This is a genomic window from Paraburkholderia sp. A1RI_3L, assembly GCF_048957895.1.
GTDB lineage: Bacteria > Pseudomonadota > Gammaproteobacteria > Burkholderiales > Burkholderiaceae > Paraburkholderia > Paraburkholderia kururiensis.
This window is the reverse complement of sequence record NZ_JARCHA010000021.1, coordinates 19,059-44,248: the sequence shown is the minus strand read 5'-3', so window position 1 is coordinate 44,248 and position 25,190 is coordinate 19,059. Positions and strand designations below refer to the sequence as shown.

Below are 25,190 nucleotides of genomic sequence, written 5' to 3'. Positions count from 1 at the left end.
TTGAATCGATCTGGCGAAGGTGCCGGAGGTATGGCCGCCGGCGGGCGGGCGAGCGTTATCGCTCCAGCACCCAGGTATCTTTCGTACCGCCTCCCTGTGACGAATTGACGACAAGCGACCCTTCGCGCAGCGCAACGCGCGTGAGACCGCCCGGCACCATGCGCACTTCGTTGCCCGAAAGCACGAACGGACGCAGATCGATATGACGCGGCGCGATGCCGGCTTCCACGTAGGTGGGGCACGTGGAGAGCGAAAGCGTGGGTTGCGCGATGTACTTGTCGGGATGCGCGATGAGCGCAGCCCGGAACGCCTCGATTTCGGCGGTCGTGGAGGCGGGGCCTACCAGCATGCCGTAGCCGCCCGCGCCGTGCGTTTCCTTCACCACGAGTTCGGGCAGATGGTCTAGCACGTACTGCAGGTCGTCTGGCTTGCGGCACATCCAGGTGGGCACGTTGTTGAGAATGGGCTCTTCGCCCAGGTAGAAGCGCACCATGTCCGGCACGTAGGGGTAGATCGACTTGTCGTCGGCCACGCCTGTGCCTACTGCGTTGCACAGCGTCACGTTGCCGGCGCGGTACACGTCGAGCAGACCGGCCGCGCCCAACGTGGATTCCGGGCGGAACACGAGCGGGTCGAGGAAGTCGTCGTCCACACGGCGGTAGATCACGTCGATGCGCTGAGGCCCTTGCGTCGTGCGCATGTAGAGATGATGGTCGTCGACGAACAGGTCCTGGCCTTCCACCAGTTCCACGCCCATCTGCTGCGCGAGGAACGCGTGCTCGAAGTAGGCGGAGTTGTACATGCCCGGCGTGAGCACGACGATGGTCGGGTTGTCCACGCCCTCGGGCGCCGCGGCGCGCAGCGTGTCGAGCAGCAAATCGGGATAGTGCGCCACGGGCGCCACGCGGTTGCGCGCAAAGAGGTCCGGGAAGAGCCGCATCATCATCTTGCGGTTCTCCAGCATGTACGAGACGCCCGAAGGCACGCGCAGGTTGTCTTCGAGCACGTAGAACTCGCCCTCGCCGGCCCGCACGATGTCGATGCCGGCCACGTGCGCGTAGATGTCGCGCGCCACCTTTACGCCCTGCATCTCCGGGCGATACTGCGCGTTGCCGACAATCTGCTCAGCCGGAATCACGCCTGCGCGCACGATCATCTGATCGTGATAGATGTCGTAGATGAAGCGGTTCAGCGCATTCACGCGCTGCCGCAGGCCGTTTTCGAGCGCGGCCCACTCGTGTGCGGGAAAGATGCGGGGAATGACGTCGAACGGAATGGTGCGTTCGGTGCCCACGCCCGTTTCGTCTTTCGCGCCGTACACGGCGAACGTGATGCCGACGCGCCGGAAATTGAGATCCGCTTCGGCGCGCTTGTTGCGAATCTGCTGCTCGCTCTGCCCGGACATCCATGAGAAGAACTCGCGGTAGTGCGCCCGCGGGTCGCCTGCCTGCGGAAAGGCCGCTGCCGATACGCCGCGCACGTCGAGTTCGCTGCGTTCGAACATCTCGCTGAAGAAAGCTTGCGTCATAACCGGTCATCCAATCGTTGTGCCCGCCATGGTCCGGCCCGGTTGCGTCCGCGATTCAACCGCACCGCGACCGCTCTTCGCTCAAGCGCTTCTTCGATCGACGCAATAACACTGAACAGCGCTTGCGCTGCTCAGTATGGTGCAGCATGCGCGCATGCCGCCGCAATCTTTATCGCCCGATCGAGTAACCGCTATGCGGCGGCCCGCGTTCAATCGCAGTCCGAACCGCGTTTTCATCGCTTGCACCGTACACGGACGGGTTCCGTGTCAGCGCAAACCAGGCTCGCGATGATGGCAACCAGGCGTCGAGCCCATTCACGCAACTTCCATGCCGATTTAAGCGAGCGATAAGGAATCGCTAAAGACGCGCCGAATGCGCAGTTTGAGCCGCAACTGTTACTGCCAGCAGTCGGCTGCGTGCACTGCATTGGTGCCCGATCGTTAAGGCGTGCCCCCGCACAGCACATGAGGCGGTTTGAGCTTCCCCAACTCGCGGCACGATTTAACAACACCGACATGCGATGCGCCTTCGCTGCCCATGGCACGGCTTGCGTCCACCGCTTTGCGAGTTTTGATCCGGTTCACGCGAGCCAGTTAAAAGCGTCGCGTTTATGCATACCGCTTAAACCCGATTGATTCACCTCGCACACTTATTAATTGCGACAAATCGTCGCAATATGGAACCGGTTCCAACTATAATCTTGCCCGGCGCGAGACGGCGAAGCATGGAGCACTTCATTCAGCCGGCTCGTTGCAGCCGCACGGCCTGTTTGCAGTTGCTTGCAGCCGTCGTTCTTGCTGCGCACTTCCCGACAGGCCGTCCCAGAGCACAACGCCAACTTGCGGATGCCCACCATGAAACTTCGCGCCTCAACCGCCGCCGTGCTGCTCGCAGCCACGCCTGCGGTGTATGCCCAAACCAGTGTCACGCTGTACGGCCGTGTGGACGGCGGCCTCGAATACCTGAATCACGTCGCCAACGGATCCGGCGGCACCTCAACGCGCTGGAGCGCCGAAGGCGGCGACTGGGGCACCAGCATGCTGGGGCTCAAGGGCGTCGAAGACCTGGGCGGCGGCCTCACGGCGCTGTTCGATCTGGAAACCGCTTTACAGATCATGAACGGCACCACTGGCGGCGGCCGCATGTTCTCGCGGCGAGCCTATGTCGGCTTGAGCGACGAACGCTGGGGCCGCGTGCAGATGGGCCGCAACCTCTTTATCGATAGCGACGGCGTCTGGGAATTCGACCCGCTCGTACAGCAGGCCGTATCGTCGGCGTCGCTCGTGCGCGGCCGCAACTGGCAGCAGACGAGCAACAACGTGGAGTACCACAGCCCGGTGTTCGGCGGCTTCGACGTGCAAGGCCAGTACGCGTTCGGCAACCAGTCGCGCGGCTTCAATTACGGCGCGCCCGACGACTTCGGCCGCTCGGACGGCATCATGCTCACGTACCACTCGCCGCTCTTCGACGTGCGCGGCATCTACGACGAGCTGCGCGATCCGAACGGCCGTTTCAGCAATATCTTCACGGCGTCACGCGAATATTTCGTGGGGGCCAACGTGCGTGTGTCGAAGTTCAAGTTCCAGGGCGCTTACACGCATTACGCGGCACCGGACACGCCCGCAGGTCTCGCCGACAGTGCAGACCACTACTGGCTTGGCGCTACGTATCAGGCGAACCAGCGCTGGGCCGTAACGGCCGCGGGCTTCTACATCAAGGTGGGCGAAGGCGCAGGCGATGCCGCGCACGACCCTTCAGGCCACGCCACGCTCTATGTGCTGGGCACGACCTACAACCTGAGCAAGCGAACGTTTCTTTACGGGACCGTGGCGTATCTGCGCAACAGCAGCCACGCAAACTTCTCAGTGTTCGCCACGCCGCGCGACGCGAATCCGAACACGAGTCCGCTCGCGGGCGAATCGCAGACGGGCGCTTACGTGGGGATGATGCATAACTTCTGACCGAGCCTCGCGAGGCTGCTCGAATGCTGACGCACGTTGTGGCTTCTTGCGAGGGCGGGGTCGTTTTTTGCTACCGCCCGAATGCAATGCAGTGGATCCAAAGTTGGCTGCGGCGGCGGCGATCTTTCATCGCGCCGTTCGTGCCTGTCATTACGCTTTCGTCATTACGTTTTTATTAACGCGGCCTTTGCCGGGCTTTCACCGGCACATCACGGCACATCCCTCAAAGGACGATCAATTGACACGAGATGAACCACCGATCGCCAGCAGCAGCGAAGCGTCCGCGTCCCACGCGTCCGGTACGCACTACACGCGGCGCCATTGGCTGCAAGCCACGCTCGCTCTCGCCGCGGCGAGCCTGACCGGCTCCGCTACGCTCAAAGCGCTTGCACAAAGCCCTGCCAGCGGCGCAGACAGCGGCCAGGCGCTCGACGCGTTCATGACGCTCTCGCAGTCGCTCACGGGCAAGAGCGGGCTGGACCGCGCAGTCGGTGCGCGGCTCGTCGCGGCCCTGCAAAAGAAAACGCCTGATCTCGCGCAGCGCGTGCCGCAGATTGCCGGCGCGCTCGCGTCCGGCTCGCTGAAGCCCGACGACGAAGCGCTCGCGCTGAAAATTCTCACAGCCTGGTACATGGGTGTGGTGGACGACACAGTCGTCACGTACGAGCAGGCGCTGATGTTCAGCGTGGTGTCGGACACGCTCGTCATTCGCACCTACTGCCCCAACAAGCCCGGCTTCTGGGCGTCGAAACCTGTCGAGAGGCAATCCTGACCATGGCCGACACACTACAAGCCGATATCGTCGTGGTGGGCTCGGGCGTGGCCGGCGCGCTCGTTGCGCATCAGCTCGCGCTCGCCGGCAAGTCGGTGATCATGCTCGAAGCCGGGCCGCGCCTGCCGCGCTGGGAAATTGTCGAACGCTTTCGCAACCAGTTCGACAAGATGGACTTCATGGCGCCGTACCCGTCCACACCGTGGGCGCCGCATCCCGAATATGGCCCGCCGAACAACTACCTCATCCTGAAGGGCGAGCACAAGTTCAACTCGCAATACATTCGCGCGGTGGGCGGCACTACGTGGCACTGGGCGGCTTCCGCGTGGCGCTTCATTCCGAACGACTTCAAGATGAAGACCGTCTACGGCGTAGCGCGCGACTGGCCCATCCAGTACGACGACCTCGAGCCGTGGTACTACCGCGCGGAGCAGGAGCTGGGCGTGTGGGGTCCCAACGACGAAGACCTCTATTCGCCGCGCAAAGCGCCGTATCCCATGGCGCCGCTGCCGCTCTCGTACAACGAGGCGACCATCAAGTCGAAGCTCAACGCCTACGACGCGGCCTATCACGTCGTGACGGAACCGGTCGCGCGCAACAGCGTGCCCTACGACGGCCGCCCCACCTGCTGCGGCAACAACAACTGCATGCCGATCTGCCCGATCGGCGCGATGTACAACGGCATCGTGCACGTCGAGAAAGCCGAGATGGCGGGCGCGAAGCTGATCGACAACGCCGTGGTCTACCGGCTCGAAGTGGGCTCGAACAAACGCATCGTCGCGGCGCTGTACAAAGACCCTCAGGGCATTTCGCATCGCGTGGAAGGCAAGTATTTCGTGCTTGCGGCCAACGGCATCGAAACGCCGAAGATCATGCTCATGTCCACGAGCCACGATTTTCCGAACGGCGTGGGCAACAGCTCGGACATGGTGGGCCGCAATCTGATGGACCATCCCGGCACCGGCGTGTCGTTCTACGCGGACGAAAAACTCTGGCCCGGACGCGGGCCGCAGGAAATGACCTCGCTGATCGGCTTTCGCGACGGCGCGTTCCGCTCGCAACAGGCGGCAAAGAAGATCCATCTGTCGAACCTCTCGCGTATCGACCAGGAGACGCAGAAGATCTTCGGGCAGAAGAAGTTGCTCAAGCCCGCCGATCTCGACGCGCAGATTCGCGACCGCTCGGCGCGCTACGTGCAGTTCGACTGCTTCCACGAAATCCTGCCGCAGCCGGAAAACTGCATCGTGCCGAGCCGCACGGAAACGGATGCCATCGGCATTCCCCGCCCCGAGATCACCTACGCCATCGGCGACTATGTGAAACGCGGGGCCGCTCACACGCGCGAGGTGTACGCCACCGCGGCGAAAGTGCTGGGCGGCACGGAGGTCGAATTCCACGACGACTTCGCGCCGAACAACCACATCACGGGCTCCGTCATCATGGGCAGCGACCCGCGCAATTCGGTGGTCGACAAGGATTGCCGCACCTTCGACCACCCGAACCTGTTCGTTTCGAGCAGCGCGACCATGCCCACCGTCGGCACCGTGAACGTGACCTTGACCATCGCGGCGCTCGCGCTGCGCATGGCGGACCAGCTCAAAAAGGAAGTCTGACGTGCTCAAGAAGACCCTGTTCCTGATGCTCGCGGGCGCCCTGGCAATCTCCGGCATGGCGCGTGCGGACGACTCCGCTCAATCCCCGCCCGGCGGCGACGCCGCGCTCGTGAAGCGTGGCGAATATCTCGCCGTGGTGGGCGACTGCATGGCCTGCCACACCGCCGCAAAGGGCAAACCGTTCGCGGGCGGCCTGCCGCTCAAAGTGCCCATGCTGGGCACCCTCTACTCCACCAACATCACGCCGGACAAGAACACCGGCATCGGCACGTGGTCGTATGAGGACTTCGAACGTGCGGTGCGCAAGGGCGTAGCCAAAGACGGCCGCAACCTGTACCCGGCGATGCCCTACGTCTCGTACGCGAAGATCGGCGACGACGACATGAAAGCGCTCTATGCCTACTTCGAGCACGGCGTTCAGCCCATCGACCAGCCGCAGCGCGCAAGCGACATCCCGTGGCCACTCAACATGCGCTGGCCGCTCACCGTGTGGAACTGGGTCTTCCTGAAAGAAGGCTCGTATCAGCCTAAGCCCGGCAAGAGCGTGGAGTGGAATCGTGGCGCGTACCTCGTGCAGGGTCTCGCACACTGCGGCACGTGCCACACGCCGCGCGGCGTCACGATGCAGGAGAAAGCGCTCGACGAAACGGGCAGCGGCTTTCTTTCGGGATCCGTACTTTCTGGATGGGACGGCTACAACATCACATCGGATGCAAACAGCGGCATCGGATCATGGACCGACGCGCAGCTCACACAATATCTGCGCACGGGCAGCGTACCGGGCGTCGCGCAGGCCGCGGGCCCGATGGGCGAAGCCGTGGAACACAGCTTCTCGCATATGACCGACGCGGACGTGAAGGCCGTGGCCACCTACATTCGCACGGTGCCCGCCGTGAGCGACGGCAGCACGAAGCCGCGTTACGCATGGGGCCAGCCCGTGGACGACGTCGCGACACTGCGCGGGGTCGGCTTCAACAACGCGACGGATCCGGCGCGGCTCTATCTGGGCAATTGCGCGACTTGCCACCAGGCTCACGGCGAAGGTTCGCCCGATAGCTACTACCCGTCGCTGATGCGCAACTCGACGGTAGGCGCACCGAACCCGAACAACCTCGTCCAGGTCATTCTGCACGGCGTGCAACGCAACGCGGCAGGCAACAACGTCAGCATGCCGGCGTTCGCAGCCGACCTGAACGACGCGCAGATCGCGGCCCTCACCAATTACGTGACGGCGCACTTCGGCAATCCAGCCGCGAAGGTGACGGAGAAGGACGTCGCGAAGCTGCGGTAATCGTTCGCGGTTACGCTGCCGGGTTCTCGCTTGCGGGATCGTACGGCAGCACCTTTTCCTGCTCGTCGGGCCGGTTGCGCGCAACGATCGCGCGCGCCGGCGCCGTGTCGCTGAGATTGAACGGCTGATGCGGTACGCCCGGCGGAACGAACAGAAAGTCCCCCGCTTCCGTGATGACGGACTGACGCAAGCCTGGCCCGTATCGTGTTTCCACGCGACCTTCCAGCACGTAGATGCCTGTCTCGTAGCCGCAATGCACGTGAGGCTCGGCGTGTCCGCCGGGCGGCACCACGACGAGGTGCATCGAAAGCCCGCGCGTGCCCGCGGTCACTGCCGAGAGGCCGACGAAGTAAGGCAGGCGCTGCACCGTGCTGATCTCTCTGTCGGGATGCACCACGACGAGGGGCGCATTGGCGTCGTCGATATCGTCTTGCATGAACACTCCTTTTTCTGCCGTTGCAAAGGGGGTCATCACGAGAGCGGCCGCACGAGTGCAATAAACCCGCATTCCTGTGCAATGCCGCGAAGCGCCGCCTCCAACTAGTGCCTCTCGTCTAATCCAACGTATTTCGTTAGATGTACTGCGCTCTTTCACGGGACATACTCTATGCTCCCTCTTCATCTATCGGCATCGGGATAGTCCTGTACGAAGCCCGCCGATCGAACAACAACTCGAAATGGAGGGAGACAAACATGAAGCGTTCAATACGTTCCCGATTCGCTGCGCGCGCGTTTGCCTGGGCCGTGACCGGTGCCTCGCTCGCAGGATGGACAGCGCTGCTCGCCATTAGCTCGACCCCGCCGGCACTCGCCCAGACCGCCCCCACCAGCGACTATGCGGCCACGCGCTATCCGATCATCCTCGTGCACGGTCTCTCCGGCACGGACAAATACCTCGGTGTACTGGATTACTGGTACGGCGTGCAGCAAGACCTGCAAAGCCGTGGCGCCACCGTCTATGTCGCCAATCTCTCGGGGTTCCAGAGCGACACGGGACCCAACGGACGCGGCGAGCAGTTGCTGGCTTACGTGAAGCAGGTGCTCGCGGCAACAGGTGCAAGCAAGGTCAATCTGATCGGTCACAGCCAGGGCGGGCTGACCTCACGTTATGTCGCAGCGGTCGCGCCGGATCTTGTTGCATCCGTCACGACCATCGGAACGCCGCATCGCGGCTCCGAATTCGCCGACTTCGTGAAGAACCTGCTGGCCACCGACCCCACCGGCCTCTCCAGCGTCGCGGCGGCACAATTCTTCAACCTCTTCGGTACGCTTACCAACAGCACCAACAACTCCAATCAGGACGCGTTAGCCGCGCTCAACACCCTGACCACCACCAGCGCCGCTGCATTCAACACCCAGTACCCGAGCGCCGGGCTCGGCGCACCGGGTTCATGCCAGACAGGCGCACCCACGGAGACGGTAGGCGGCAACACACACCTGCTGTATTCGTGGGCGGGCACGAATGTCCAATCGGCGGGCACGTTGTTCGGCGCAACAGCCACACGCGACGCGAGCACGATGCCGCTTGTCGATCCGGCCAATGCGCTCGACCCGTCCACGCTCGTTCTGCTCGGCACGGGCACTGTGATGATGAATCGCAATTCAGGTCCGAACGACGGTCTCGTCTCGATGTGCAGCTCGCTGTACGGCAGCGTGCTGAGCACGAGCTACAAGTGGAATCACCTCGACGAAATCAACCAGCTGCTCGGCGTGCGCGGCGCGTATGCGGAAGATCCGCTCGCCGTGATTCGCACGCACGCGAATCGTCTGAAACTGGCCGGCGTGTAACCATGCCCCTGCGTTCGCGCAGTACGCCGCGTGGGCGGCGCATCAGGTCGGTCACGGCAATCGGGCTCGCCGTCTGCGTCGTCTTCGGGCTCGCAGCGGCGGGCGTGGCGTGGTACGGGACGACAGCCGCAAACGAAAGCGCCAATCACGCTTCCAACGGCAACTCGTCGGGCCCCGCCCACGCCGCCGTCGCGCAGATGCGCAATGCCGCGGCACAGCTGCCGAATCTGCCCACGTCCCTCGCGGGTTCTTCCGCGCCGCGTTTGCCGCTCGATGCCGGCGGCCATCTCGCGAAGTCGCGCGCGGTGCGCGACTTCTTCGACTATTGCCTGAGCGCACAAAGCGATCTGAGTTCGGGCGCGCTCGACGCACTGGTAAAGCGCGAAATCGCGGCGCAGCTCGACGGCACGGCCGCGCAGGCTGAAGCGCTCGACGTGTGGCAGCGGTATCGCGCGTATCTGGCTGCGCTCGCGTCGCTACCGGATGGCGGCGCAGATTCTGCCGGCAAGCTCGACATCGCTTCCGTTCAACTCGCGGTCGATCAGCGCGAAGCCATTGCGAGCCGCACGCTCGGCGAATGGAGCGCGCCCTTCTTCGGCGCCGAACTGCAGCACCAGCGCTACGAGCTTGCACGGCTGAAGATTGCACGGAACTCCACGTTGACGGAGGCACAGAAGGCGCAGCAACTCGCGGCGCTCGATGAATCGCTATCGCCCGAGGAACGCGCCACGAAGGAACGCGTACAACGACAACAGGCAGCCATCTCGCAGATCGCGCAATTGCAGGAGTCGGGCGCCTCGCCCGAAGAAACGCGCGCGCAACTCACGCAAACACTCGGGCCCGAAGCCGCCCAGCGAGTAGTCCAGATGGAGCAGGAAGAGACCGACTGGCGCGACCGCTACGCGAGCTACGCTGCGCAGCGCGCCCAGATCGAAGCCCAAGGGCTGGCGCCGCAGGTCCGCGATGCCCAGATCGCCCAACTGCGGCAGCGCGTGTTCACGAAGCCCGGCGAGGCGCTGCGAGCCGCGTCGCTCGATGGCGGCGGCGGTTCCCACTGATGGCTTCGCGCGGAACCGGCGGCCGCAGGCGTGAACCATGCAGCAGTTATCCCCACATTTTGTTCGCAAGCTTGTGAACAACCTATGCACAAATCCGCCAAGGCGTTGAGCGGAAAGGCCTATTCGTCGCGGCGGCAAATTGCGTCACGACGCCTTGCGGGCACTGGACCACCACTTGCCATCATTTGCGCCGACACACGCAAAGCGCCGTGCCCCACTCAAGCCACAAGCGAAGTCGTCAGACGTCTTGTCACGATGTTATGCAAAAACATGTGCATGAAATGTAAACATGATGGCAATCAAACATGCATCGAGCACGCTTTGTTATTACCCTGGTAGATTGCCTGGATTTCCCTCAAGTCGATGGGGTTAATGCCGTTAAGACCTGTAGCGATGAACAGGACGTGCGTTTTGCCCGCGTCCTCAATGCAAGGAACGACATGCGCAACAACCAGCCCATCACCCAGCAGGAATACGATTACTCCGCGTCGCAAATGCTCGTCTCCGCGACCGATCTCAAAGGCCGCATCCAGTACTGCAACCCGGCGTTCATCGCGGTTTCCGGCTATACGAAAGAGGAGCTGATCGGCAAGCCGCACAACCTGATCCGCCATCCCGACATGCCCGCCGAGGCATTCGCAGACCTGTGGACGACGATTCAGGCCGGCCGCCCCTGGACGGCCCTCGTCAAAAACCGACGCAAGAACGGCGATCACTATTGGGTCGCGGCCAACGTCACGCCGGTAACGGAGCGCGGTCAGGTGGTGGGGTATCTCAGCGTGCGCACGAAGCCGTCGCGCGATGAAATCCGCGAAGCCGACGCGCTCTACGCGCAGATGCGCGAAGGCACGCTGCGCGGCCGCAAGCTGCGGCGCGGGCTCGTGGTTCGCACGGGACTGCTGGGGCTCGTCGACGCGGTCATGCGCGTGCCTGTCGCGAAGCGCGCCGTGCTGGGCTACGGCGCCGGTCCCGGCGCGCTGCTCGCGGCTGGCGTTGCCGCGTGGCAAGGCATTCCGCCCACGCCGTTCTGGATGGCGTTCGCCGCCAGCTGCCTCGCAAGCCTTGTCACGTGGCGCGTGCTCGTGAGCCATGTCGGCAAACCCATCGACGAGATGAAGCGCGTTTCGGCCCAGGTGGCCGCGGGCGACCTGACCGCGGACGTCCAGGTCATTCGCCACGACGATCTGGGCGAAGTGCTGCTCGCCCTGAACCAACTGAAGGCGAACCTCACGGCGATCGTGCTGGACGTGCGCCAGCAGATCGATGGCATGCTGGATGCCGCGCGCGAAATCTCGACCGGCAACCTCGATCTCTCGCGGCGCACGGAGTTGCAGGCGGCATCGCTCGAAGAAACCGCCGCCACGATGGACCAGCTGACCACCACCGTGCAAGCCAATGCCGAAGCCAGCGCACGAGCGCTCGACCTCGCGCGCGAAGCGCAGGCGACGGCCGCCGAAGGCGGCGCGATGGCAGGCCAGGTGGAACGCACCATGGCCAGCATCACCGACGCATCGAAGCGGATTACCGATATCACGGGCGTGATCGACGGCATCGCGTTCCAGACCAACATCCTCGCGCTCAACGCCGCCGTGGAAGCGGCGCGGGCAGGCGAAGCCGGGCGTTCGTTCGCCGTGGTGGCGGGCGAAGTGCGGATGCTGGCGCAACGTTGCGCGGCATCGGCGAAGGAAATCAAGGAAGTGGTGGAAGCGAGCGTGAACGAAGTGGCCCAGGGCACGCAGCTTGTCGCGCGCACCACGGCGCAGATGCGCTCCATCGACGAAGCCGTGGCCCGCGTCTCCTCGATCATCATGGAAGTCGCCAACGCGAGCGGCGAGCAGGCCGAGGGCATCCGCCAGGTGAATCAGGCCGTCTCGCATCTGGACAGCGCGACGCAACAGAACGCCGCGCTCGTCGAGCAGGCCGCGGCGACGGCCACGCGCCTCGTGGAGCAGGCGGACGTGCTCGACGAAGCCGTGCGTCTCTTCACGCTTCCGAATGTGGCCAGCAACGGCAAACCGACAACGTCGGGCAGTGCGTTCCGTGCGAAGAAGGTCGAAGCACAGCGCGAAAAGGCGCCCGAGGCAGAGGAAATTCCCGCCTGACCAGCCGACCTTGATCCACTGAGCCCGGCGGCTGAACGCGGCGGCCGGCCCGATTGATCTGAAAGATCGGCGTAAGTCCCATCTCGACAGGGTAGGTCAATCGGGTCAGGATGCGATTGTCAGGGCCCGGCACGCGGGCTGGCTGACCCGAGTAACAACGGCGTTTGAACGGCCCATCCGGCGAAAACGGACGGGCCGTTTTTTTGTCCCATAGCGCCCGCCTGACGTTGCTGCCGCTCACGTCCCGCCGAACAGGTTCATCTGGCGCGCCGCCGGCTGTTCGTTACCTTCCAGCGCAAGCAACGCCTCCTTGCGCTCGATGCCGCCGGCATAGCCGGTCAGCTCTCCATTGCCGCCAATCACACGATGGCACGGCACGATGATGGCGATCGGATTGCGTCCGTTGGCGGCGCCCACGGCGCGTGCCGCGCCCAGCCCCAGGCCGAGGCGGTCGGCAATACGTCCATAGCTCTCCATCTGTCCATAGGGAATTTTCACGAGCTCGTCCCAGACGCTGCGCTGGAACGCCGTGCCGTGCGCGCGCAGCGGCACGGTGAAGCGCCGCCGCGTGCCCGCGAAATACTCGCCGATTTCGTCGCGCGCCTGCAGCAGCACGCGCAGCGTGGGCGCGGGCGAATCGGCTGAGCCCATGGCCGGATCGGACGGTGCGTACTTTTGACCGACGAAGAACACGCCTGTCAGCGCGTCGTGCGCCGCGCGCAACAGGACGTTGCCGAGCGGGCTCGGCATGGTGAGCCAATGCGCTTCGCTATCCAATGTCATGCGGCTCCCGGGGCGCTGCCGCCCAATCCGGTCCAGATCTTTCAGATGATAGGCGCCTTTTGCGCGGGGGAGCGCCTGGCTATGGCGCCCGGCTGGCAACCGCCGGACGGCACGCGGCAATGACACCGCCATGACATGGCGGCGGAAAACGACCACCGTCGCGTGCACCGTCGCGGGGCACGCAAAAATGCGGCAGTTGCGCGAAGACTCGCGTTACACTGCTTCGACAACGCGGCGCGGCAGTCACCGCGCGGTTCACGGCGGGCCGGCCCGAACGTCAGTCAGGCGCGCCGCGGGCGGGCAAACGCGAGCGATACGTGTATGCGCGGTCGCATACACAAGGTGCGATGGCCAACCCGCACAATGAATCGATCAACAACGGAAGAGGACAACAGCAATGCGCACGACCGGGTCTTCCGGGGCCATGACCCTGCTAACCGAACACGACGACGCGACGGGGCGCGAGGTACGCACGCTGCGGCTCGAATCGTCGGAAGACGGCAAGAGCATTCTTCTCATCGAGGTCGATGAACGCAAGCCGGGCGTGCACCGCGAAGTGCGTTACGAGATCACGCCGGCCGAGCTGATTGCCGCTATCCGCGCCCAGGGCGCCGAACTGCCCGGCGAATCGCACAGCCGCTAAGCGCACGAGGAGCATGCCATCCCGCTGGCGGCGCGCCACCCATGCCGCCAACCGTCGCTAACTGTCGCTAATCGTCCAACCCCAACACGCTTTCCGTTCGCTTCCTGCATGCTGCGCCGCACTTGAATTTCCGGCGCAGCGATCGCATTTCAGGGGACATTTTCATGCCTCGAAAATGCGTCCATAATTCTTGACTCCCCTACCCGCTTCCCGCCCGAAAGGCCCAGGAAGTAAGCCGATGCTACATGACCTCGTCGCGCAGTACGGGCCTGCCATCGTCTTCGCCAATGTGCTCGCCGCTTCGCTCGGGCTGCCCGTGCCCGCGCTGCCCACCCTCATCCTGTTCGGTGCCATGGCGGCCATGCATCCCGGATCGGTCGGCACGCAGGTGATTCCCGTGCTCGTGCTGTCCGTATTCGCCACGCTGATCGGCGACAGCGCCTGGTTCCTGGCGGGCCGCATCTACGGCGGCAACACGCTGAAGACCATTTGCCGGCTGTCGCTCTCGCGCGATACCTGTGTGAAAAAGACCGAGCGTTTCTTTGGCCGGTGGGGCGTGCGCGTGCTCGCGGTATCGAAATTCGTGCCGGGGCTTTCCATTGTGTCCGTGCCGATGGCCGGGGCAATGGGCACGCCGTACCGCGCCTTTCTCGCGTTCGACAGCATAGGCGCCGTGCTGTGGGCCGGTCTCGGGCTGATCATCGGCGTGGTGTTTGCGCAGCAGATCGACATGCTGTTCGCAGGCGCGGGGCGCCTCGGGCGCATGGCGGGCGTCGTGGTGGCCGTGCTGCTCCTGCTGTATGCGTCGTACCGCTGGTATCGCCGTCGTCAGTTGCTCAAGAAGCTCGCGGCTGCGCGCATCGAAGTGAACGAGCTGGGCAACCTCATCCAGGCCGGGACTTCGCCGGTGTTGTTCGATATCCGCTCGGATGAAAAGCGCAAGCTCGACCCGTACGTCATTCCGGGGTCGGTGTTCGCGGACGAGCGCCAGCTGGACGACATCATCCAGCGGTATCCGCGTGACCAGAAGCTCGTTATCTATTGCTCGTGTCCGAACGAAATTTCGGCGGCGTGGATGGCGAAACAGCTCAACGAAGCAGGTTTCAACGACGTGCTGCCGCTGCGCGGCGGGCTCGACGCCTGGCGCGATGCGGGCCAAACGCTCGAGCCGCTTGCCACGCCGCCGGCCGAACCAATGGCGGACGTCGGCATCGAGCCGAAACCGGTCTAGCCGCATCGCCCACGTGCGGGCGCAAGCCACTGGCGGCCCGCGCAGGCACCGCCAGGGGCGCTCCAGCGTGCGCGCTGCGGCGGTCCTGCCGAACGAACAAGGAGCGCAGTCTGATGAGTTCCATCGAGGAAGTGGAAGTACGCAACGACTCCGCCCCCGTGGTCGCCGAGGCACCGTTCTCGTCGCTCGCCACGCGGCGTCACCAGATGTTTCCGCAGCTCACCTGCGAAGAGATCGACCGGCTGCGCCGCTTCGGCGAAGTCCTGCATTGGGAAGCGGGCGAGACACTGTTTCGCACCGGCGAGCCGGGGCCCGGCATGTTCGTGGTGCTCAAAGGCTCCGTCAAAGTCTTCCAGCGCGATGGTCTCGGGCGCGAGCGGCTCATCAACGAACACCGTGAGGGCAACTTTCTGGCCGAGGTCGGCCAATTGTCCGGGCGGCCGGCGCTCGTGGACGGCATGGCGCTCGAGCACGTCGAGGCGCTGCTGATTCCGCCCGACCGTCTGCGCGCGCTGATCGTGGCCGAAGCGGAACTGGGCGAGCGCATCATGCGCGCGCTGATCCTGCGGCGCGTGGCGCTGATCGAAAAGGGCGCGGGCGGCCCGATTCTCGTGGGTAAGCGCCACGATCCGCGGCTAGTCGGCCTGCAAGGTTTCCTCACGCGCAACAGCCACCCGCATTCGGTCATCGACGAAAGCGACGAAGACGCGTTGCATCTCATCGAGCAGTTCGCCGCACGCCCCGAAGACCTGCCCATTGCAATCTGCCCCGACGGTTCCGTGCTGCATCACCCGAGCGCGCCGGAACTCGCCACCTGCCTCGGTCTGCTGCCCGATCTCAACGACTCGCCCGTGTACGACGTGGCCGTCGTGGGCGCCGGCCCGGCTGGGCTCGCCACCGCGGTGTACGCGGCGTCCGAAGGACTTTCCGTCATCGTGCTCGACGCCCGCGCGCCGGGCGGCCAGGCGGGCGCCAGCTCGCGCATCGAAAACTATCTCGGCTTTCCGACCGGCATCTCGGGCCAGGCGCTCGCGGGACGCGCGTTCGTGCAGGCGCAGAAGTTCGGCGCGCACGTGGCGATTCCCGTGAAGGTGAAGCGGCTGCATTGCGACGAGCTTCCACATCGGCTGGAAACATGCAGCGGCAACGTGGCCGCGCGCGCCATCGTGATTGCGAGCGGCGCGGTGTACCGGCGGCCCGCCATCGAAGGGCTCGACCGCTACGACGGGCGCGGCGTGTATTACTGGGCGTCGCCCGTGGAAGCCAAACTCTGCAAACGCGAAGAGATCGTGCTGGTGGGCGGCGGCAATTCCGCAGGGCAGGCCGTGGTCTACCTCGCCTCCCACGCGAAGCACGTGCACGTGCTCATTCGCCGAAGCGGCTTCGAAGCCACGATGTCGCGCTACCTGATCGACCGCATCGCGTCGCTGCCCAACGTGACCGTGCATCCGCATACGGAAATCGCGCGGCTCGAGGGCGACGAAGCCGGGCTTTCGTCGGTGTGGCTGAAGTCGCCGCTGCGCGACGGCACCGATCACTTCGATTCGCGCCACCTGTTCCTCTTCACGGGTGCCGATCCGAACACGGATTGGCTGCACACCTGTGGCGTGGAGCTCGATCCGAAGGGCTTCGTGCTGACCGGCGCCGACGCCGATCCCGGCGGTTCGGCATGCGATCTCTCCACATCGGTTGAAGGCGTCTATGCCATTGGCGATGCGCGCGCCGGCTCCACCAAGCGCGTAGCCGCTGCGGTGGGAGAAGGTGCGCAGGTGGTCGCGCAGATCCATCAGATGCTGGCCGTGCTTGCAGGCGAAGCGGTGCCGGCCGCTGCATAGGCACGCATCGGCACATAAGCGCAAAGCGGCCGCGCCGGCTTCACGGCGCGGCCGCGGCATACAACTGCTTACAAACCTCACACATTCCGCGTGCACCGCACGCGGTCTCCACGCGTTTTTGCGAGCACCTACCCATGGAGCTTGCTATGAGCGCAAACCTCACCCCCGACGTCCCGCAACGCAATCGCCTGCACCCGCTGGTCGCGGGGGCGGCTGTCTCCGTGATTCTCGCGAGCGCCGTCGGTGTCGCGGCCATGACGGGCATCCTGCCGCTTTCGAAGGCGAGCACGGCCGAACCGGCAGCCATGCAAAGCGCCAGCGCGCCGGTTGTCGGCGCCGCGTCGACTACTGCGTCCGCCGTCCAGGCCGCACAACCCGCGCCGACGTACGCGCAGACCGCACCTCGCACGGCACCCGAGCAGGCGCCGGCACGGCCGAAGCCACATCACTATCGCGCGCCGCAAACCACCTACTCGAACGGCGGCGAGGCCCAGCCCTATGCACAGCAGCGTCAGCCTGCAATCGATCCGTACGTGGGCGAAGTCGCCTCCATCACGCCGGTGCAGACAGCCGAGCCGACTACGGGACTCGGCGCACTCGGCGGCGCCGTGGCGGGCGGTTTGATCGGCAACCAGATCGGCAACGGACGCGGCCGCACGGTAGCGACCATCGCCGGGGCGCTCGGCGGCGGCCTCGCGGGCAACGGCATCGAGCATGCGGTGCGCAAGGCCACGACGTATCAGGTGCAGGTGCGCATGCAGGACGGCAGCTATCGCAACTTTACGTATCAAACGCCGCCTTCGGTTCAGGTGGGCGAGCGCGTACGCGTGGAAGGCGATTCGCTGGTCGGCGCCTGATCGTTCTGGCTATACGACACGTGCCTCGTCGCGCGGGCCGCTCTTCATGAGGGACCCGCGCGCACGCTTCAGAAGCGCAGGCAGCGGACAAGCGGCAATCGGGCTACAGTAACGCCAGCCCGCGCCTCGCCGCCCCGCACTGATGCACCTGGACACAGCCGGCACCGCGGTTTTCAACGACAAGAACGAATACCCGCGTGAAGCCGCTCCCGCTCTCCGCCGCCCGCACCCTGCATCTGGCCGCTCAAGGTCTTGCCACGCCGCCCCGCCGCAAGGCCACCAAGGACGACGTGCTTGCCGCCATCCGACGCATGGCGCAGTTGCAGATCGACACGATTCACGTCGTGGCGCGCAGTCCCTACCTCGTGCTGTTCAGCCGGCTCGGCCCTTATCTGCCGCAGTGGCTCGACGAACATCTGGCCGAACGGCGGCTCTTCGAATACTGGTCGCATGAGGCGTGCTTCGTGCCCATCGAGGACTACGGGCTGCTGCGTCATCGCATGCTCGACCCGGCCGGCATGGGCTGGAAATACGCGGCTGAGTGGCACGACAAGCATCGCAACGAGATCGCGAATCTGCTCGAACACATTCGTGCGAGCGGTCCGGTGCGGTCCGCGGACTTCGCCCGCGAAGGCGGCAAAGGCAACGGCTGGTGGGACTGGAAGCCGGAGAAGCGGCATCTGGAGGTGCTCTTCACCACGGGCGAGCTGATGGTCGCCGAGCGCCGCAACTTCCAGCGCGTCTACGATCTGGCCGAGCGCGTGCTGCCCGAATGGAACGATGCGCGCGACCTGCCGTTGCGTGAAAGCACCGAACGCGAACTTCTGCGGCGCACCTGCCGCGCGCTCGGCGTCGTGCGAGCCGATTGGGCCGCCGACTATTACCGGCTGCCAAAGCGCCCTTATGCAAACGACCTGCACGCCCTCGCCGACGAAGGCGAACTCGTGCCGGTGCGCGTGGACGGCTGGAAGCAGGACACCTTCGTGCATCGCGACGTGGCCCCGCTCATGGAAGATGCCTCGCAAGGCAGCGTTGCGTCGACGGTGACCACGGTGCTTTCGCCATTCGATCCGGTGGTGTGGGACCGCAAACGCGCGCTGGCGTTATTCGATTTCGATTACGCGATTGAATGCTATGTGCCGGCGGCGAAGCGCAAGTATGGCTACTTCGTGCTGCCACTGTTGAGCAGGGGGAAGCTCGTGGGTCGGGTGGACGCCAAGGCTCATCGGGCGGAGGGGGTGTTCGAACTGAAGTCGGTACATCTGGAACCGGGCGTACGTGTAAGCGGCCGGCTCACCGACGACCTGCGCCGCGCCTTGCAGCGCTGTGCCGACTGGCATGGCACGCCGCAGCTTCAGGTGACGGCCGGCCCGCGCGAACTCGTGAAGGCGTTGCGCGCGAGCGGCTGAATTGCGGGTTCGCCGCCCACTCGCTCGGCCGCCACGCGCTCAGCGATCGATCTTCACGCGCAGCTCGCGCGCCGTCTCCAGCAGGCCTTCGTATCCGGACCGCGCGTGCTCGGGCAGATCGGGGTCGCCCACCAGCGCGCCCAGCGTTTCGATCAGGCTATACAGAATGCCCTTCGCCGCGCCCGCCGCCATGCTGCCCGACTTCACGCCTTCATCCACGTGAGACAGTGCGGCGTCTAGATGCTCGAAATCGGCCGGCGTCGTGCCGCGCTTGTCTTGCGTCTTGTCCTGAATGTCGTGCTTTTGCGAACCATCGCTCGTCATGATGAACTGCCTCTCGTTGCTGTGAACCGGTATGCGGATGAACGGCCGTAAGCCGATCGGTAATGTCGGTTATATACCGATCGGCTTCGGCCGTCCATTCGGTAGCGCAAGGCGCGCGATGGTTCACACGGCGGTCTGCGTGCACGCTTTCCGGGTCCCGAAAATTCTCACCTTTGCGTGTTGAGGCGATTGCGCTTACCGCGTGATGGGCGTTGATTGCCGCGTTCGACGCCATCGCTCGTTGTGCTGAAATACCTTGAAAAACAGGGGTCTTCGCATTCAGCGGCGCAATGCGAAGGTGAGCGCCCGGCGTGCGTATCCCTCTCGAAGCGGTCATGCAGCGGCGGTCCTGAAAACGCTCACCTTTCGCGCACACGCGCTTCGAGCCGCCCGTGCCTCCGCTCGATTGCAGACTCCGCTTGCCGCACCAGCGGCGCCGTCGGACCAATGGCCAGGCTTGCATCGAACGATGTCCCGCCTCGCTCGCTCCTTTCCGGATTATCGAGAATACCCCTTGAAATCAAGGCTCTTTTGAGCAGCGGACGTGTGGCATCGGCTGCGGTCCATGTTCCGCCACGCGATGAAGCACAGCATCGCTGTTGCGCGTGAGGCGAGCCGCAAGCTCGTTCGCATTGCTACTAACCGCAGCACAGCGCACCGTGATGCGAGCCATCGCGCGCCCCCCGAAAATCCTCACCTTTCGTCGTTCGTAGGCCAACCGCAAGGCGCCGAAACGAGCGGTAAACACCGTCTGTGTCCGGTCGCTTGACGCTCCCTCATGCCGGTTTCAGACTGGACGCCCTTCCCCGCACACGCTCTCATCGCCATGCCGTCCACCATCCCGTTTGTCGCCGGCCGCTTTCACGACGCCGCCGCGCATTACCTGGCGGGGCGGCCCGCCTATTCGCCAGGCTTGATCCGCCGCGTCGCGCAGGCGCGTCGGCTGGACGGCACGCAGCGGTTACTCGACCTGGGTTGTGGCCCCGGTCAGCTATCCCTCGCATTTTCGACGTGGGTGGCAAGCGCAGTCGCCATCGACCCCGAGCCCGCCATGCTCGACATGGCCACGCAACTCACGGCAGGCGTCGCGCCCAACATCGAATATCGCCAAGGAAGCTCCTACGATCTCTCGCCTGAGTTGGGTCGTTTCCAGATCACGGTGATCGGCCGCGCGTTTCACTGGATGGATCGCGCCGATACCCTCGCGCGTCTCGATGGTCTGATGGATGCGAGCGGCGCCGTCGTGCTGTTCAACACGTCGATACTCGACGACCCGCTGAACCCTTGGTCGGCCCAGTACCGGGCGCTGCTGGATCAATACGCGAACCGCGACCCCGCGCGTGCGCAGCGCCGCTCGGAGGATTGGGAAAGCCACGACGACGTGCTCTCGCAATCGCCGTTCGCGTCGCTTGAACGGATATCGGTGGTGGAGCGAAGACGGGTCTCGGTGGAACAGTTGAAGGCGCGTCCGCTTTCCATGTCGAGCCTCTCGCGTGAGCGGCTGGGCGAAGCGCAAGACGAACTGCTGAACGCCATTGACGAACTTCTGCGCGAGCACGCAAACGTTGGCTGGCTCACGGAGCGCGTCGAGTCGACGGCTCATATCGCGACGCGATAGTCAGCCGACGCGCGGCCTGTACGTTGCGCAGCCAGTTGCAGACCGTTCGTCCAGCGGCTTGCCGCTAGAAGAGTCGCGGCGTGCCCACCCACACGAGCACGGCTTCTTCGTTGCCCGTGTTCGTCCAGCTATGCGGCACCGTGGATTCGTAGTGCGCGCTGTCGCCGGCTTGCAGCACGAAGGTCTTGCCTTCGAGCGTGAGCGACATCTCGCCGGAAATCACGTACAGGAACTCTTCGCCCGCGTGCGTCGTGACCTCGGACTCGTGCTGCCCCGTGGGCATGCGCACCAGAATGGCTTCCAGCTGCCGCCCGCCCGTGACGTTCGTCATGCGGGCGAACAGGTCGGCCGAATCGGCAAAGCCGAAGAACTTGAGGTCTTCCTTGCGGCACACCGAACGTTCTTCGCTGGGCGTATCGACGAAGTACTGCACCTTCACGCCGAGCGCCGAAGCGATACCGACCAGCGACGTAATAGAAGGTGTCGCAAGGCCACGCTCCACCTGCGACAGGAACGGCTTTGAAATCCCCGCAGCCGTTGCCGTTTCATCCAGCGTGCGTCGCAACCTGAGCCTTAACGAACGGATCTTGCTACCCAGTTCGACGGCTGGGCCCATCTTTTCGCTACTTGAAGCCATGGCAGGACGAGAAGCGCCGTAAAAATAGTTTGGTCTTGGTTAATCAAGTTTGATATTGAGCGCCCCGCGCTTTCACGCGTTTTGATCGAGACGAACCTGCTATCTTGCCAGAAAGCCAACCTGAATTGGCTTCACAAAAAGGTAGTGCAAGCCCCTGGTTCGGCCCGTTTCAGCGCAGGACGGATGGCCAGATCAGCGCTGTTTCTACCGGACCGGCCGCTCCTAGGTTCCCGTAAATCCTCACCTTTCAGCCTTTCAGGACAAGGACGTCATCATGGCAAAGATCGGTTTCATCGGACTCGGCATCATGGGCGCGCCCATGGCGCTCAACCTTCAGAAGGGCGGCCACACGCTATTCGTCTACAAGCGCAGCGGCGAATTGCCGGCCGGTCTCGCGCAAGGCGGGGCAACGCGCTGCAAGTCGGCGAAGGAAGTCGCGCAAGAGGCCGAGTTCATCATCACGATGCTGCCGGATACGCCCGACGTGGAAGCCGTGCTGTTCGGCGCCGACGGCGTGGCAGAGGGGCTTGCGCCCGGCAAGACGGTGATCGACATGAGTTCCATCGCGCCGCTGCAAACGAAGGCGTTCGCGCAAAAGATCGCGGCGCTCGGTTGCGATTATCTCGATGCGCCGGTGTCGGGCGGCGAAGTGGGCGCCAAGGCCGCGACGCTCACGATCATGGTGGGTGGAAGCGACACTGCCTTTCAGCGCGCAAAGCCACTCTTCGATTTGATGGGCAAGAACGTCACGCTGGTAGGCGAGAGCGGCGCGGGACAGACCTGCAAGGTGGCCAACCAGATCATCGTTGCGCTCACCATCGAGGCGGTGGGGGAGGCGCTGCTGTTTGCCTCGAAGGCCGGCGCCGATCCCGCGCGCGTGCGCGAGGCGCTGATGGGCGGCTTCGCGTCGTCGCGAATTCTGGAAGTGCACGGCGAGCGCATGATCAAACGAACCTTCGACCCGGGCTTTCGCATCGAGCTACACCGCAAGGACCTCGGGCTCGCGCTCGAAGGCGGCAAGGCGATGGGCGTGCCGCTGCCGAACACGGCGACGTGCCAGCAGCTTTTCAGCCTGTGTCACGCGCACGGCACGGGGCAGCTCGACCACTCGGCGCTCGTGCGGGCGCTCGAAATCATGGCGAATCACACCGTGGCGTGATGCGGCGCCACGGCGGCGTTGAAGTCGCGTGTCGCGATGCGTGCCTCGCACGGGCGCAAGGCCTCGCAGGAACTCACACGCAACGCGATGCAAGGCACGCCGTCAATCAAACCGGTGCGGCGCCCCGAAGACGAGGCGCCGCACCGCGTTGAACCACTCCGTTCAACGTCAGCGAAACATTACTTCGCCAACGCACTGCGCAACGCCGCGTTCGCCTGGCTTACCGCGCCACGCGCCGCCGGCGTATTGGCCAGCGCGTTCAGCATCACGAAGTCGTGAATCGTGCCGGCGTATCGCACCGACGTCACCGGTACGCCTGCCTGCGTCAGCTTGCGTGCATACGCTTCGCCTTCGTCGCGCAGCACGTCGTTTTCGTCGGTGATCACGAGCGCGGGCGGCAGGCCCTTGAGATCGTCCAGGCTCGCGCGCAGCGGCGACGCCGTGATCTTCGCGCGATCGGCCTCGTTGGGTGCGTACGCGTCCCAGAACCACTTCATCGCGGCCTTCGTCAGCCACGGGCCGTTCGCGAATTCGTTATACGAGCCGTCTTCGAAGTTGGCGTCCGTCACCGGATAGAACAGCACCTGGTAGCGCAGCTTCGGACCACCGCGCTCCTTCGCCAGCAGCGTGACCGCCGCCGTCATGTTGCCGCCCACGCTGTCGCCAGCCACGGCAATACGATTTGCGTCGATGCCGAATTCCGCCGGATGCTTCGCCACGTACGCCGTCGCGGCATACGCCTGCTCGATGGGCACGGGGTACTGTGCTTCGGGCGAACGGTCGTAGTCGACGAAGATTACGGCCACGTGCGCGCCGTTGGCGATCTCGCGAATCAGACGGTCGTGCGTGTTCTTGTCGCCCAGCACCCAGCCGCCGCCGTGGAAGTACACCACCGCGGGCAGCACGCCCTTCGCGCCCTTCGGCTTGACGATACGCACCGCGACTTTGCCGGTGGGACCTACGGGCAGCACGCGGTCTTCCTCTTGCGCCGGCAGCTTCGCCACGGGCTGCGACTGCGCGCCCGCCAGCACGTTGCGTGCGTCGGCCGGCGAGAGCGTGTAGATGGGCGGGCCTGCGTGCGCGGCAAGGCTGTCGATGAAAGCCTGGGTGGTGGGCTCGAGCACCGGCGCGGCCTGCGCGGCGGTCGAAGCGACGGCCGCGCCGAGCGCGGCTGCAATGGCGAGTTTCTTGAAAGCGACCACGATGTTGCTCCTTGTTCGAACGGACGATGACGACGGGCCTACGCGTTGTCGTTGAGCGCGGCACCACCGCGTCATCGCCCGAAGCTATCTATCAATAGGTAGATTGAGTGATCCAAAAAAAGGCCCTTCCCTGCAGCTCCGGAAGAACCCTCCAGATTTCGTGCGGCTACGTCAGTGCTCGGCGCGAGCCTTAGAGCACAACGAGCTTCACGTCGATGTTGCCGCGCGTCGCGTTCGAGTACGGGCACACGATATGAGCCGCTTCGACGATACGTTCCGCCGTTTCACGCGCGAGACCAGGCAGAGAGATGCGCAGTTCCACCTCGATGCCGAAGCCCGTCGGAATCGCGCCGATACCCACGCTGCCGTCAACGGAGCCGTCGGCCGGGAATGCGACTTTCTCGCGCGCCGCAACAAACTTCATGGCGCCGAGGAAACACGCCGAGTAGCCCGCAGCGAACAGTTGCTCGGGGTTCGTACCTTCGCCGCCTGCACCGCCCAGTTCGCGCGGCGTGGTGAGCTTCACATCCAGCACGCCGTCCGACGACGTTGAACGGCCATCGCGGCCACCGGTTGCACGGGCATGAGCGCGGTACAGCACTTTTTCGATCGACATGATTGACTCCTGAGTTGAGAAGAGAACGTCCACTGTGCTTCGATTCGACTAAAAACTATCTACTACTAGATAGACAACAGAACACAAAAACACTCGTCATCGGCGCCTGCCAAGATCTTTGTCTTGCGGGCGCCGCCTACGCATTCGTCACGCAATCTTCACAGCATTGACCACGTCGTCGAGCCGCGCCTTCGAGTGAAACAGGCGGCTTGCCAGCACGCTGCCCTGGAACGACGCATACAACGCACGCGCAGCGCTTTCCACTTTGCCGTTCACGCGCAGCGTGCCGCGTGCTTCGCCTTCGGCCAGCACACCGGCCAGCCAGGCTTCGTTCGTCTTGAAGAACGCCTGCACGGCCTGGCGCACATTGTCGGGCAGCGACTCGATGTCCGCGGCCAGCATGCCGCACAGGCAAATCTGGTCGCCGTTGCCCATCACGAGGCCGAACTGCTTCGCGTAGCGCTCGAGCTTCTTTTCGGGCGGCAGCGCTTCGTCGATACCGCGCAACGCGGAAAGCACTTCCGAGCTGTACACGTTCACCGCTTCGAGCACCAGGTCTTCCTTCGTCGGGAAGTAGTAGTGAATGCTCGACGTCTTCACGCCCACCAGGTCCGCAAGATCGCGGTAGCTGAAGCCGTTGTAGCCCCGCGTCATCAGTAATGACTGGGCGTGCTGCAGAACCTGATCGCGGACAGTTGGCGTTTCCATGGGTCGAACTATATCTATCGATTAGTAGATAGTCAAGTAGAAATTTTCGGTAAC

At 64.4% G+C, this 25,190-nt stretch carries 22 protein-coding genes; 14 read left to right on the top strand and 8 right to left on the bottom strand.

Annotated features, from left to right (window positions below; translation table 11 throughout):
• Positions 1-55 precede the first annotated feature (55 nt).
• Positions 56-1,528, bottom strand: a complete 1,473-nt coding sequence (locus tag PXJ20_RS30905) for a circularly permuted type 2 ATP-grasp protein (RefSeq protein ID WP_421031489.1) — start codon at positions 1,526-1,528, stop codon at positions 56-58.
• Between the two features lie 855 nt (positions 1,529-2,383).
• Between PXJ20_RS30905 and PXJ20_RS30900 the strand changes: the two genes are divergently transcribed.
• From PXJ20_RS30900 to PXJ20_RS30885, 4 genes are all read left to right on the top strand, one after another.
• Positions 2,384-3,490, top strand: coding sequence for a porin (locus PXJ20_RS30900; RefSeq protein ID WP_421031490.1), 1,107 nt, complete (start codon positions 2,384-2,386; stop codon positions 3,488-3,490).
• A 238-nt stretch (positions 3,491-3,728) separates the two neighbouring features.
• The gene (locus PXJ20_RS30895) at positions 3,729-4,262 is read left to right on the top strand and encodes a sugar dehydrogenase complex small subunit (RefSeq protein WP_421031491.1); all 534 of its coding nucleotides are present in this window, start codon (positions 3,729-3,731) and stop codon (positions 4,260-4,262) included.
• 2 nt (positions 4,263-4,264) lie between these two features.
• On the top strand, positions 4,265-5,875 hold the full coding sequence (locus tag PXJ20_RS30890; protein ID WP_421031492.1) for a GMC family oxidoreductase: 1,611 nt from the start codon (positions 4,265-4,267) through the stop codon (positions 5,873-5,875).
• Position 5,876: 1 nt separating this feature from the next.
• Positions 5,877-7,166 (top strand): c-type cytochrome, encoded by a 1,290-nt coding sequence (locus PXJ20_RS30885; protein WP_421031493.1) that lies wholly within the window; start codon positions 5,877-5,879, stop codon positions 7,164-7,166.
• Positions 7,167-7,176: 10 nt separating this feature from the next.
• Here PXJ20_RS30885 and PXJ20_RS30880 read toward each other — a convergent pair whose 3' ends face one another.
• The gene (locus PXJ20_RS30880) at positions 7,177-7,602 is read right to left on the bottom strand and encodes a cupin domain-containing protein (RefSeq protein ID WP_277599026.1); all 426 of its coding nucleotides are present in this window, start codon (positions 7,600-7,602) and stop codon (positions 7,177-7,179) included.
• A 257-nt stretch (positions 7,603-7,859) separates the two neighbouring features.
• Here PXJ20_RS30880 and PXJ20_RS30875 point away from each other — a divergent pair, with 257 nt between their 5' ends.
• The 3 genes from PXJ20_RS30875 to PXJ20_RS30865 all read left to right on the top strand — a co-directional run bounded on the left by PXJ20_RS30875 (position 7,860) and on the right by PXJ20_RS30865 (position 12,114).
• The gene (locus PXJ20_RS30875; protein ID WP_421031494.1) at positions 7,860-8,954 is read left to right on the top strand and encodes an esterase/lipase family protein; all 1,095 of its coding nucleotides are present in this window, start codon (positions 7,860-7,862) and stop codon (positions 8,952-8,954) included.
• A gap of 2 nt (positions 8,955-8,956) precedes the next feature.
• Entirely contained in the window at positions 8,957-10,012 is a 1,056-nt protein-coding gene (locus PXJ20_RS30870) for a lipase secretion chaperone (protein ID WP_421031495.1), read from the top strand.
• Positions 10,013-10,452: 440 nt separating this feature from the next.
• Positions 10,453-12,114 (top strand): methyl-accepting chemotaxis protein, encoded by a 1,662-nt coding sequence (locus PXJ20_RS30865; protein ID WP_017774210.1) that lies wholly within the window; start codon positions 10,453-10,455, stop codon positions 12,112-12,114.
• 237 nt (positions 12,115-12,351) lie between these two features.
• Here the strand turns inward: PXJ20_RS30865 and PXJ20_RS30860 are convergent, their stop codons facing one another.
• Positions 12,352-12,897 carry a methylated-DNA--[protein]-cysteine S-methyltransferase gene (locus tag PXJ20_RS30860; protein ID WP_277599022.1) on the bottom strand — a complete coding sequence of 182 codons (546 nt, stop codon included), beginning with the start codon at positions 12,895-12,897 and terminating at the stop codon, positions 12,352-12,354.
• 397 nt (positions 12,898-13,294) lie between these two features.
• Here PXJ20_RS30860 and PXJ20_RS30855 point away from each other — a divergent pair, with 397 nt between their 5' ends.
• The 5 genes from PXJ20_RS30855 (at position 13,295) to PXJ20_RS30835 (ending at position 18,872) form a co-directional block, all read left to right on the top strand.
• Positions 13,295-13,540, top strand: a complete 246-nt coding sequence (locus tag PXJ20_RS30855; protein WP_026121314.1) for a hypothetical protein — start codon at positions 13,295-13,297, stop codon at positions 13,538-13,540.
• A gap of 238 nt (positions 13,541-13,778) precedes the next feature.
• Positions 13,779-14,771, top strand: a complete 993-nt coding sequence (locus PXJ20_RS30850; RefSeq protein WP_017774207.1) for a DedA family protein/thiosulfate sulfurtransferase GlpE — start codon at positions 13,779-13,781, stop codon at positions 14,769-14,771.
• 113 nt (positions 14,772-14,884) lie between these two features.
• Complete coding sequence (locus tag PXJ20_RS30845) at positions 14,885-16,606, top strand: FAD-dependent oxidoreductase (RefSeq protein ID WP_413215791.1); 1,722 nt, start codon at positions 14,885-14,887, stop codon at positions 16,604-16,606.
• 146 nt (positions 16,607-16,752) lie between these two features.
• Positions 16,753-17,463, top strand: coding sequence for a glycine zipper 2TM domain-containing protein (locus PXJ20_RS30840; RefSeq protein WP_277599020.1), 711 nt, complete (start codon positions 16,753-16,755; stop codon positions 17,461-17,463).
• 197 nt (positions 17,464-17,660) lie between these two features.
• On the top strand, positions 17,661-18,872 hold the full coding sequence (locus tag PXJ20_RS30835; protein WP_421031496.1) for a winged helix-turn-helix domain-containing protein: 1,212 nt from the start codon (positions 17,661-17,663) through the stop codon (positions 18,870-18,872).
• A gap of 39 nt (positions 18,873-18,911) precedes the next feature.
• On the opposite strand, the gene PXJ20_RS30830 is transcribed toward PXJ20_RS30835, so the two are convergent.
• Positions 18,912-19,196 (bottom strand): hypothetical protein, encoded by a 285-nt coding sequence (locus PXJ20_RS30830; protein WP_017774203.1) that lies wholly within the window; start codon positions 19,194-19,196, stop codon positions 18,912-18,914.
• A gap of 826 nt (positions 19,197-20,022) precedes the next feature.
• Here PXJ20_RS30830 and PXJ20_RS30825 point away from each other — a divergent pair.
• Positions 20,023-20,814: a class I SAM-dependent methyltransferase gene (locus PXJ20_RS30825; protein WP_413215789.1), complete on the top strand. Its 792-nt coding sequence runs from the start codon at positions 20,023-20,025 to the stop codon at positions 20,812-20,814.
• 64 nt (positions 20,815-20,878) lie between these two features.
• Here PXJ20_RS30825 and PXJ20_RS30820 read toward each other — a convergent pair whose 3' ends face one another.
• Positions 20,879-21,430, bottom strand: coding sequence for a cupin domain-containing protein (locus PXJ20_RS30820; protein WP_413215788.1), 552 nt, complete (start codon positions 21,428-21,430; stop codon positions 20,879-20,881).
• 295 nt (positions 21,431-21,725) lie between these two features.
• On the opposite strand from PXJ20_RS30820, the gene PXJ20_RS30815 reads away from it, so the two are divergent.
• Positions 21,726-22,610 carry a 2-hydroxy-3-oxopropionate reductase gene (locus PXJ20_RS30815; RefSeq protein ID WP_421031497.1) on the top strand — a complete coding sequence of 295 codons (885 nt, stop codon included), beginning with the start codon at positions 21,726-21,728 and terminating at the stop codon, positions 22,608-22,610.
• A gap of 179 nt (positions 22,611-22,789) precedes the next feature.
• Here PXJ20_RS30815 and PXJ20_RS30810 read toward each other — a convergent pair whose 3' ends face one another.
• From PXJ20_RS30810 to PXJ20_RS30800, 3 genes are all read right to left on the bottom strand, one after another.
• Positions 22,790-23,812 (bottom strand): alpha/beta hydrolase, encoded by a 1,023-nt coding sequence (locus tag PXJ20_RS30810; protein WP_421031498.1) that lies wholly within the window; start codon positions 23,810-23,812, stop codon positions 22,790-22,792.
• A gap of 190 nt (positions 23,813-24,002) precedes the next feature.
• On the bottom strand, positions 24,003-24,428 hold the full coding sequence (locus PXJ20_RS30805) for an organic hydroperoxide resistance protein (RefSeq protein WP_421031499.1): 426 nt from the start codon (positions 24,426-24,428) through the stop codon (positions 24,003-24,005).
• A gap of 147 nt (positions 24,429-24,575) precedes the next feature.
• Positions 24,576-25,136 (bottom strand): TetR/AcrR family transcriptional regulator, encoded by a 561-nt coding sequence (locus tag PXJ20_RS30800; protein ID WP_042300648.1) that lies wholly within the window; start codon positions 25,134-25,136, stop codon positions 24,576-24,578.
• Between the last annotated feature and the right edge of the window lie 54 nt (positions 25,137-25,190).

What these genes read in the sequence shown, in the direction of transcription:
- PXJ20_RS30905 (WP_421031489.1), bottom strand. Translation starts at nt 1,528, where the DNA reads ATGACGCAAGCTTTCTTCAGCGAGATGTTCGAACGCAGCGAACTCGAC.
- PXJ20_RS30900 (WP_421031490.1), top strand. Translation starts at nt 2,384, where the DNA reads ATGAAACTTCGCGCCTCAACCGCCGCCGTGCTGCTCGCAGCCACGCCT.
- PXJ20_RS30890 (WP_421031492.1), top strand. Translation starts at nt 4,265, where the DNA reads ATGGCCGACACACTACAAGCCGATATCGTCGTGGTGGGCTCGGGCGTG.
- PXJ20_RS30880 (WP_277599026.1), bottom strand. Translation starts at nt 7,602, where the DNA reads ATGCAAGACGATATCGACGACGCCAATGCGCCCCTCGTCGTGGTGCAT.
- PXJ20_RS30875 (WP_421031494.1), top strand. Translation starts at nt 7,860, where the DNA reads ATGAAGCGTTCAATACGTTCCCGATTCGCTGCGCGCGCGTTTGCCTGG.
- PXJ20_RS30870 (WP_421031495.1), top strand. Translation starts at nt 8,957, where the DNA reads ATGCCCCTGCGTTCGCGCAGTACGCCGCGTGGGCGGCGCATCAGGTCG.
- PXJ20_RS30865 (WP_017774210.1), top strand. Translation starts at nt 10,453, where the DNA reads ATGCGCAACAACCAGCCCATCACCCAGCAGGAATACGATTACTCCGCG.
- PXJ20_RS30860 (WP_277599022.1), bottom strand. Translation starts at nt 12,897, where the DNA reads ATGACATTGGATAGCGAAGCGCATTGGCTCACCATGCCGAGCCCGCTC.
- PXJ20_RS30855 (WP_026121314.1), top strand. Translation starts at nt 13,295, where the DNA reads ATGCGCACGACCGGGTCTTCCGGGGCCATGACCCTGCTAACCGAACAC.
- PXJ20_RS30850 (WP_017774207.1), top strand. Translation starts at nt 13,779, where the DNA reads ATGCTACATGACCTCGTCGCGCAGTACGGGCCTGCCATCGTCTTCGCC.
- PXJ20_RS30845 (WP_413215791.1), top strand. Translation starts at nt 14,885, where the DNA reads ATGAGTTCCATCGAGGAAGTGGAAGTACGCAACGACTCCGCCCCCGTG.
- PXJ20_RS30840 (WP_277599020.1), top strand. Translation starts at nt 16,753, where the DNA reads ATGAGCGCAAACCTCACCCCCGACGTCCCGCAACGCAATCGCCTGCAC.
- PXJ20_RS30830 (WP_017774203.1), bottom strand. Translation starts at nt 19,196, where the DNA reads ATGACGAGCGATGGTTCGCAAAAGCACGACATTCAGGACAAGACGCAA.
- PXJ20_RS30825 (WP_413215789.1), top strand. Translation starts at nt 20,023, where the DNA reads ATGCCGTCCACCATCCCGTTTGTCGCCGGCCGCTTTCACGACGCCGCC.
- PXJ20_RS30820 (WP_413215788.1), bottom strand. Translation starts at nt 21,430, where the DNA reads ATGGGCCCAGCCGTCGAACTGGGTAGCAAGATCCGTTCGTTAAGGCTC.
- PXJ20_RS30815 (WP_421031497.1), top strand. Translation starts at nt 21,726, where the DNA reads ATGGCAAAGATCGGTTTCATCGGACTCGGCATCATGGGCGCGCCCATG.
- PXJ20_RS30805 (WP_421031499.1), bottom strand. Translation starts at nt 24,428, where the DNA reads ATGTCGATCGAAAAAGTGCTGTACCGCGCTCATGCCCGTGCAACCGGT.
- PXJ20_RS30800 (WP_042300648.1), bottom strand. Translation starts at nt 25,136, where the DNA reads ATGGAAACGCCAACTGTCCGCGATCAGGTTCTGCAGCACGCCCAGTCA.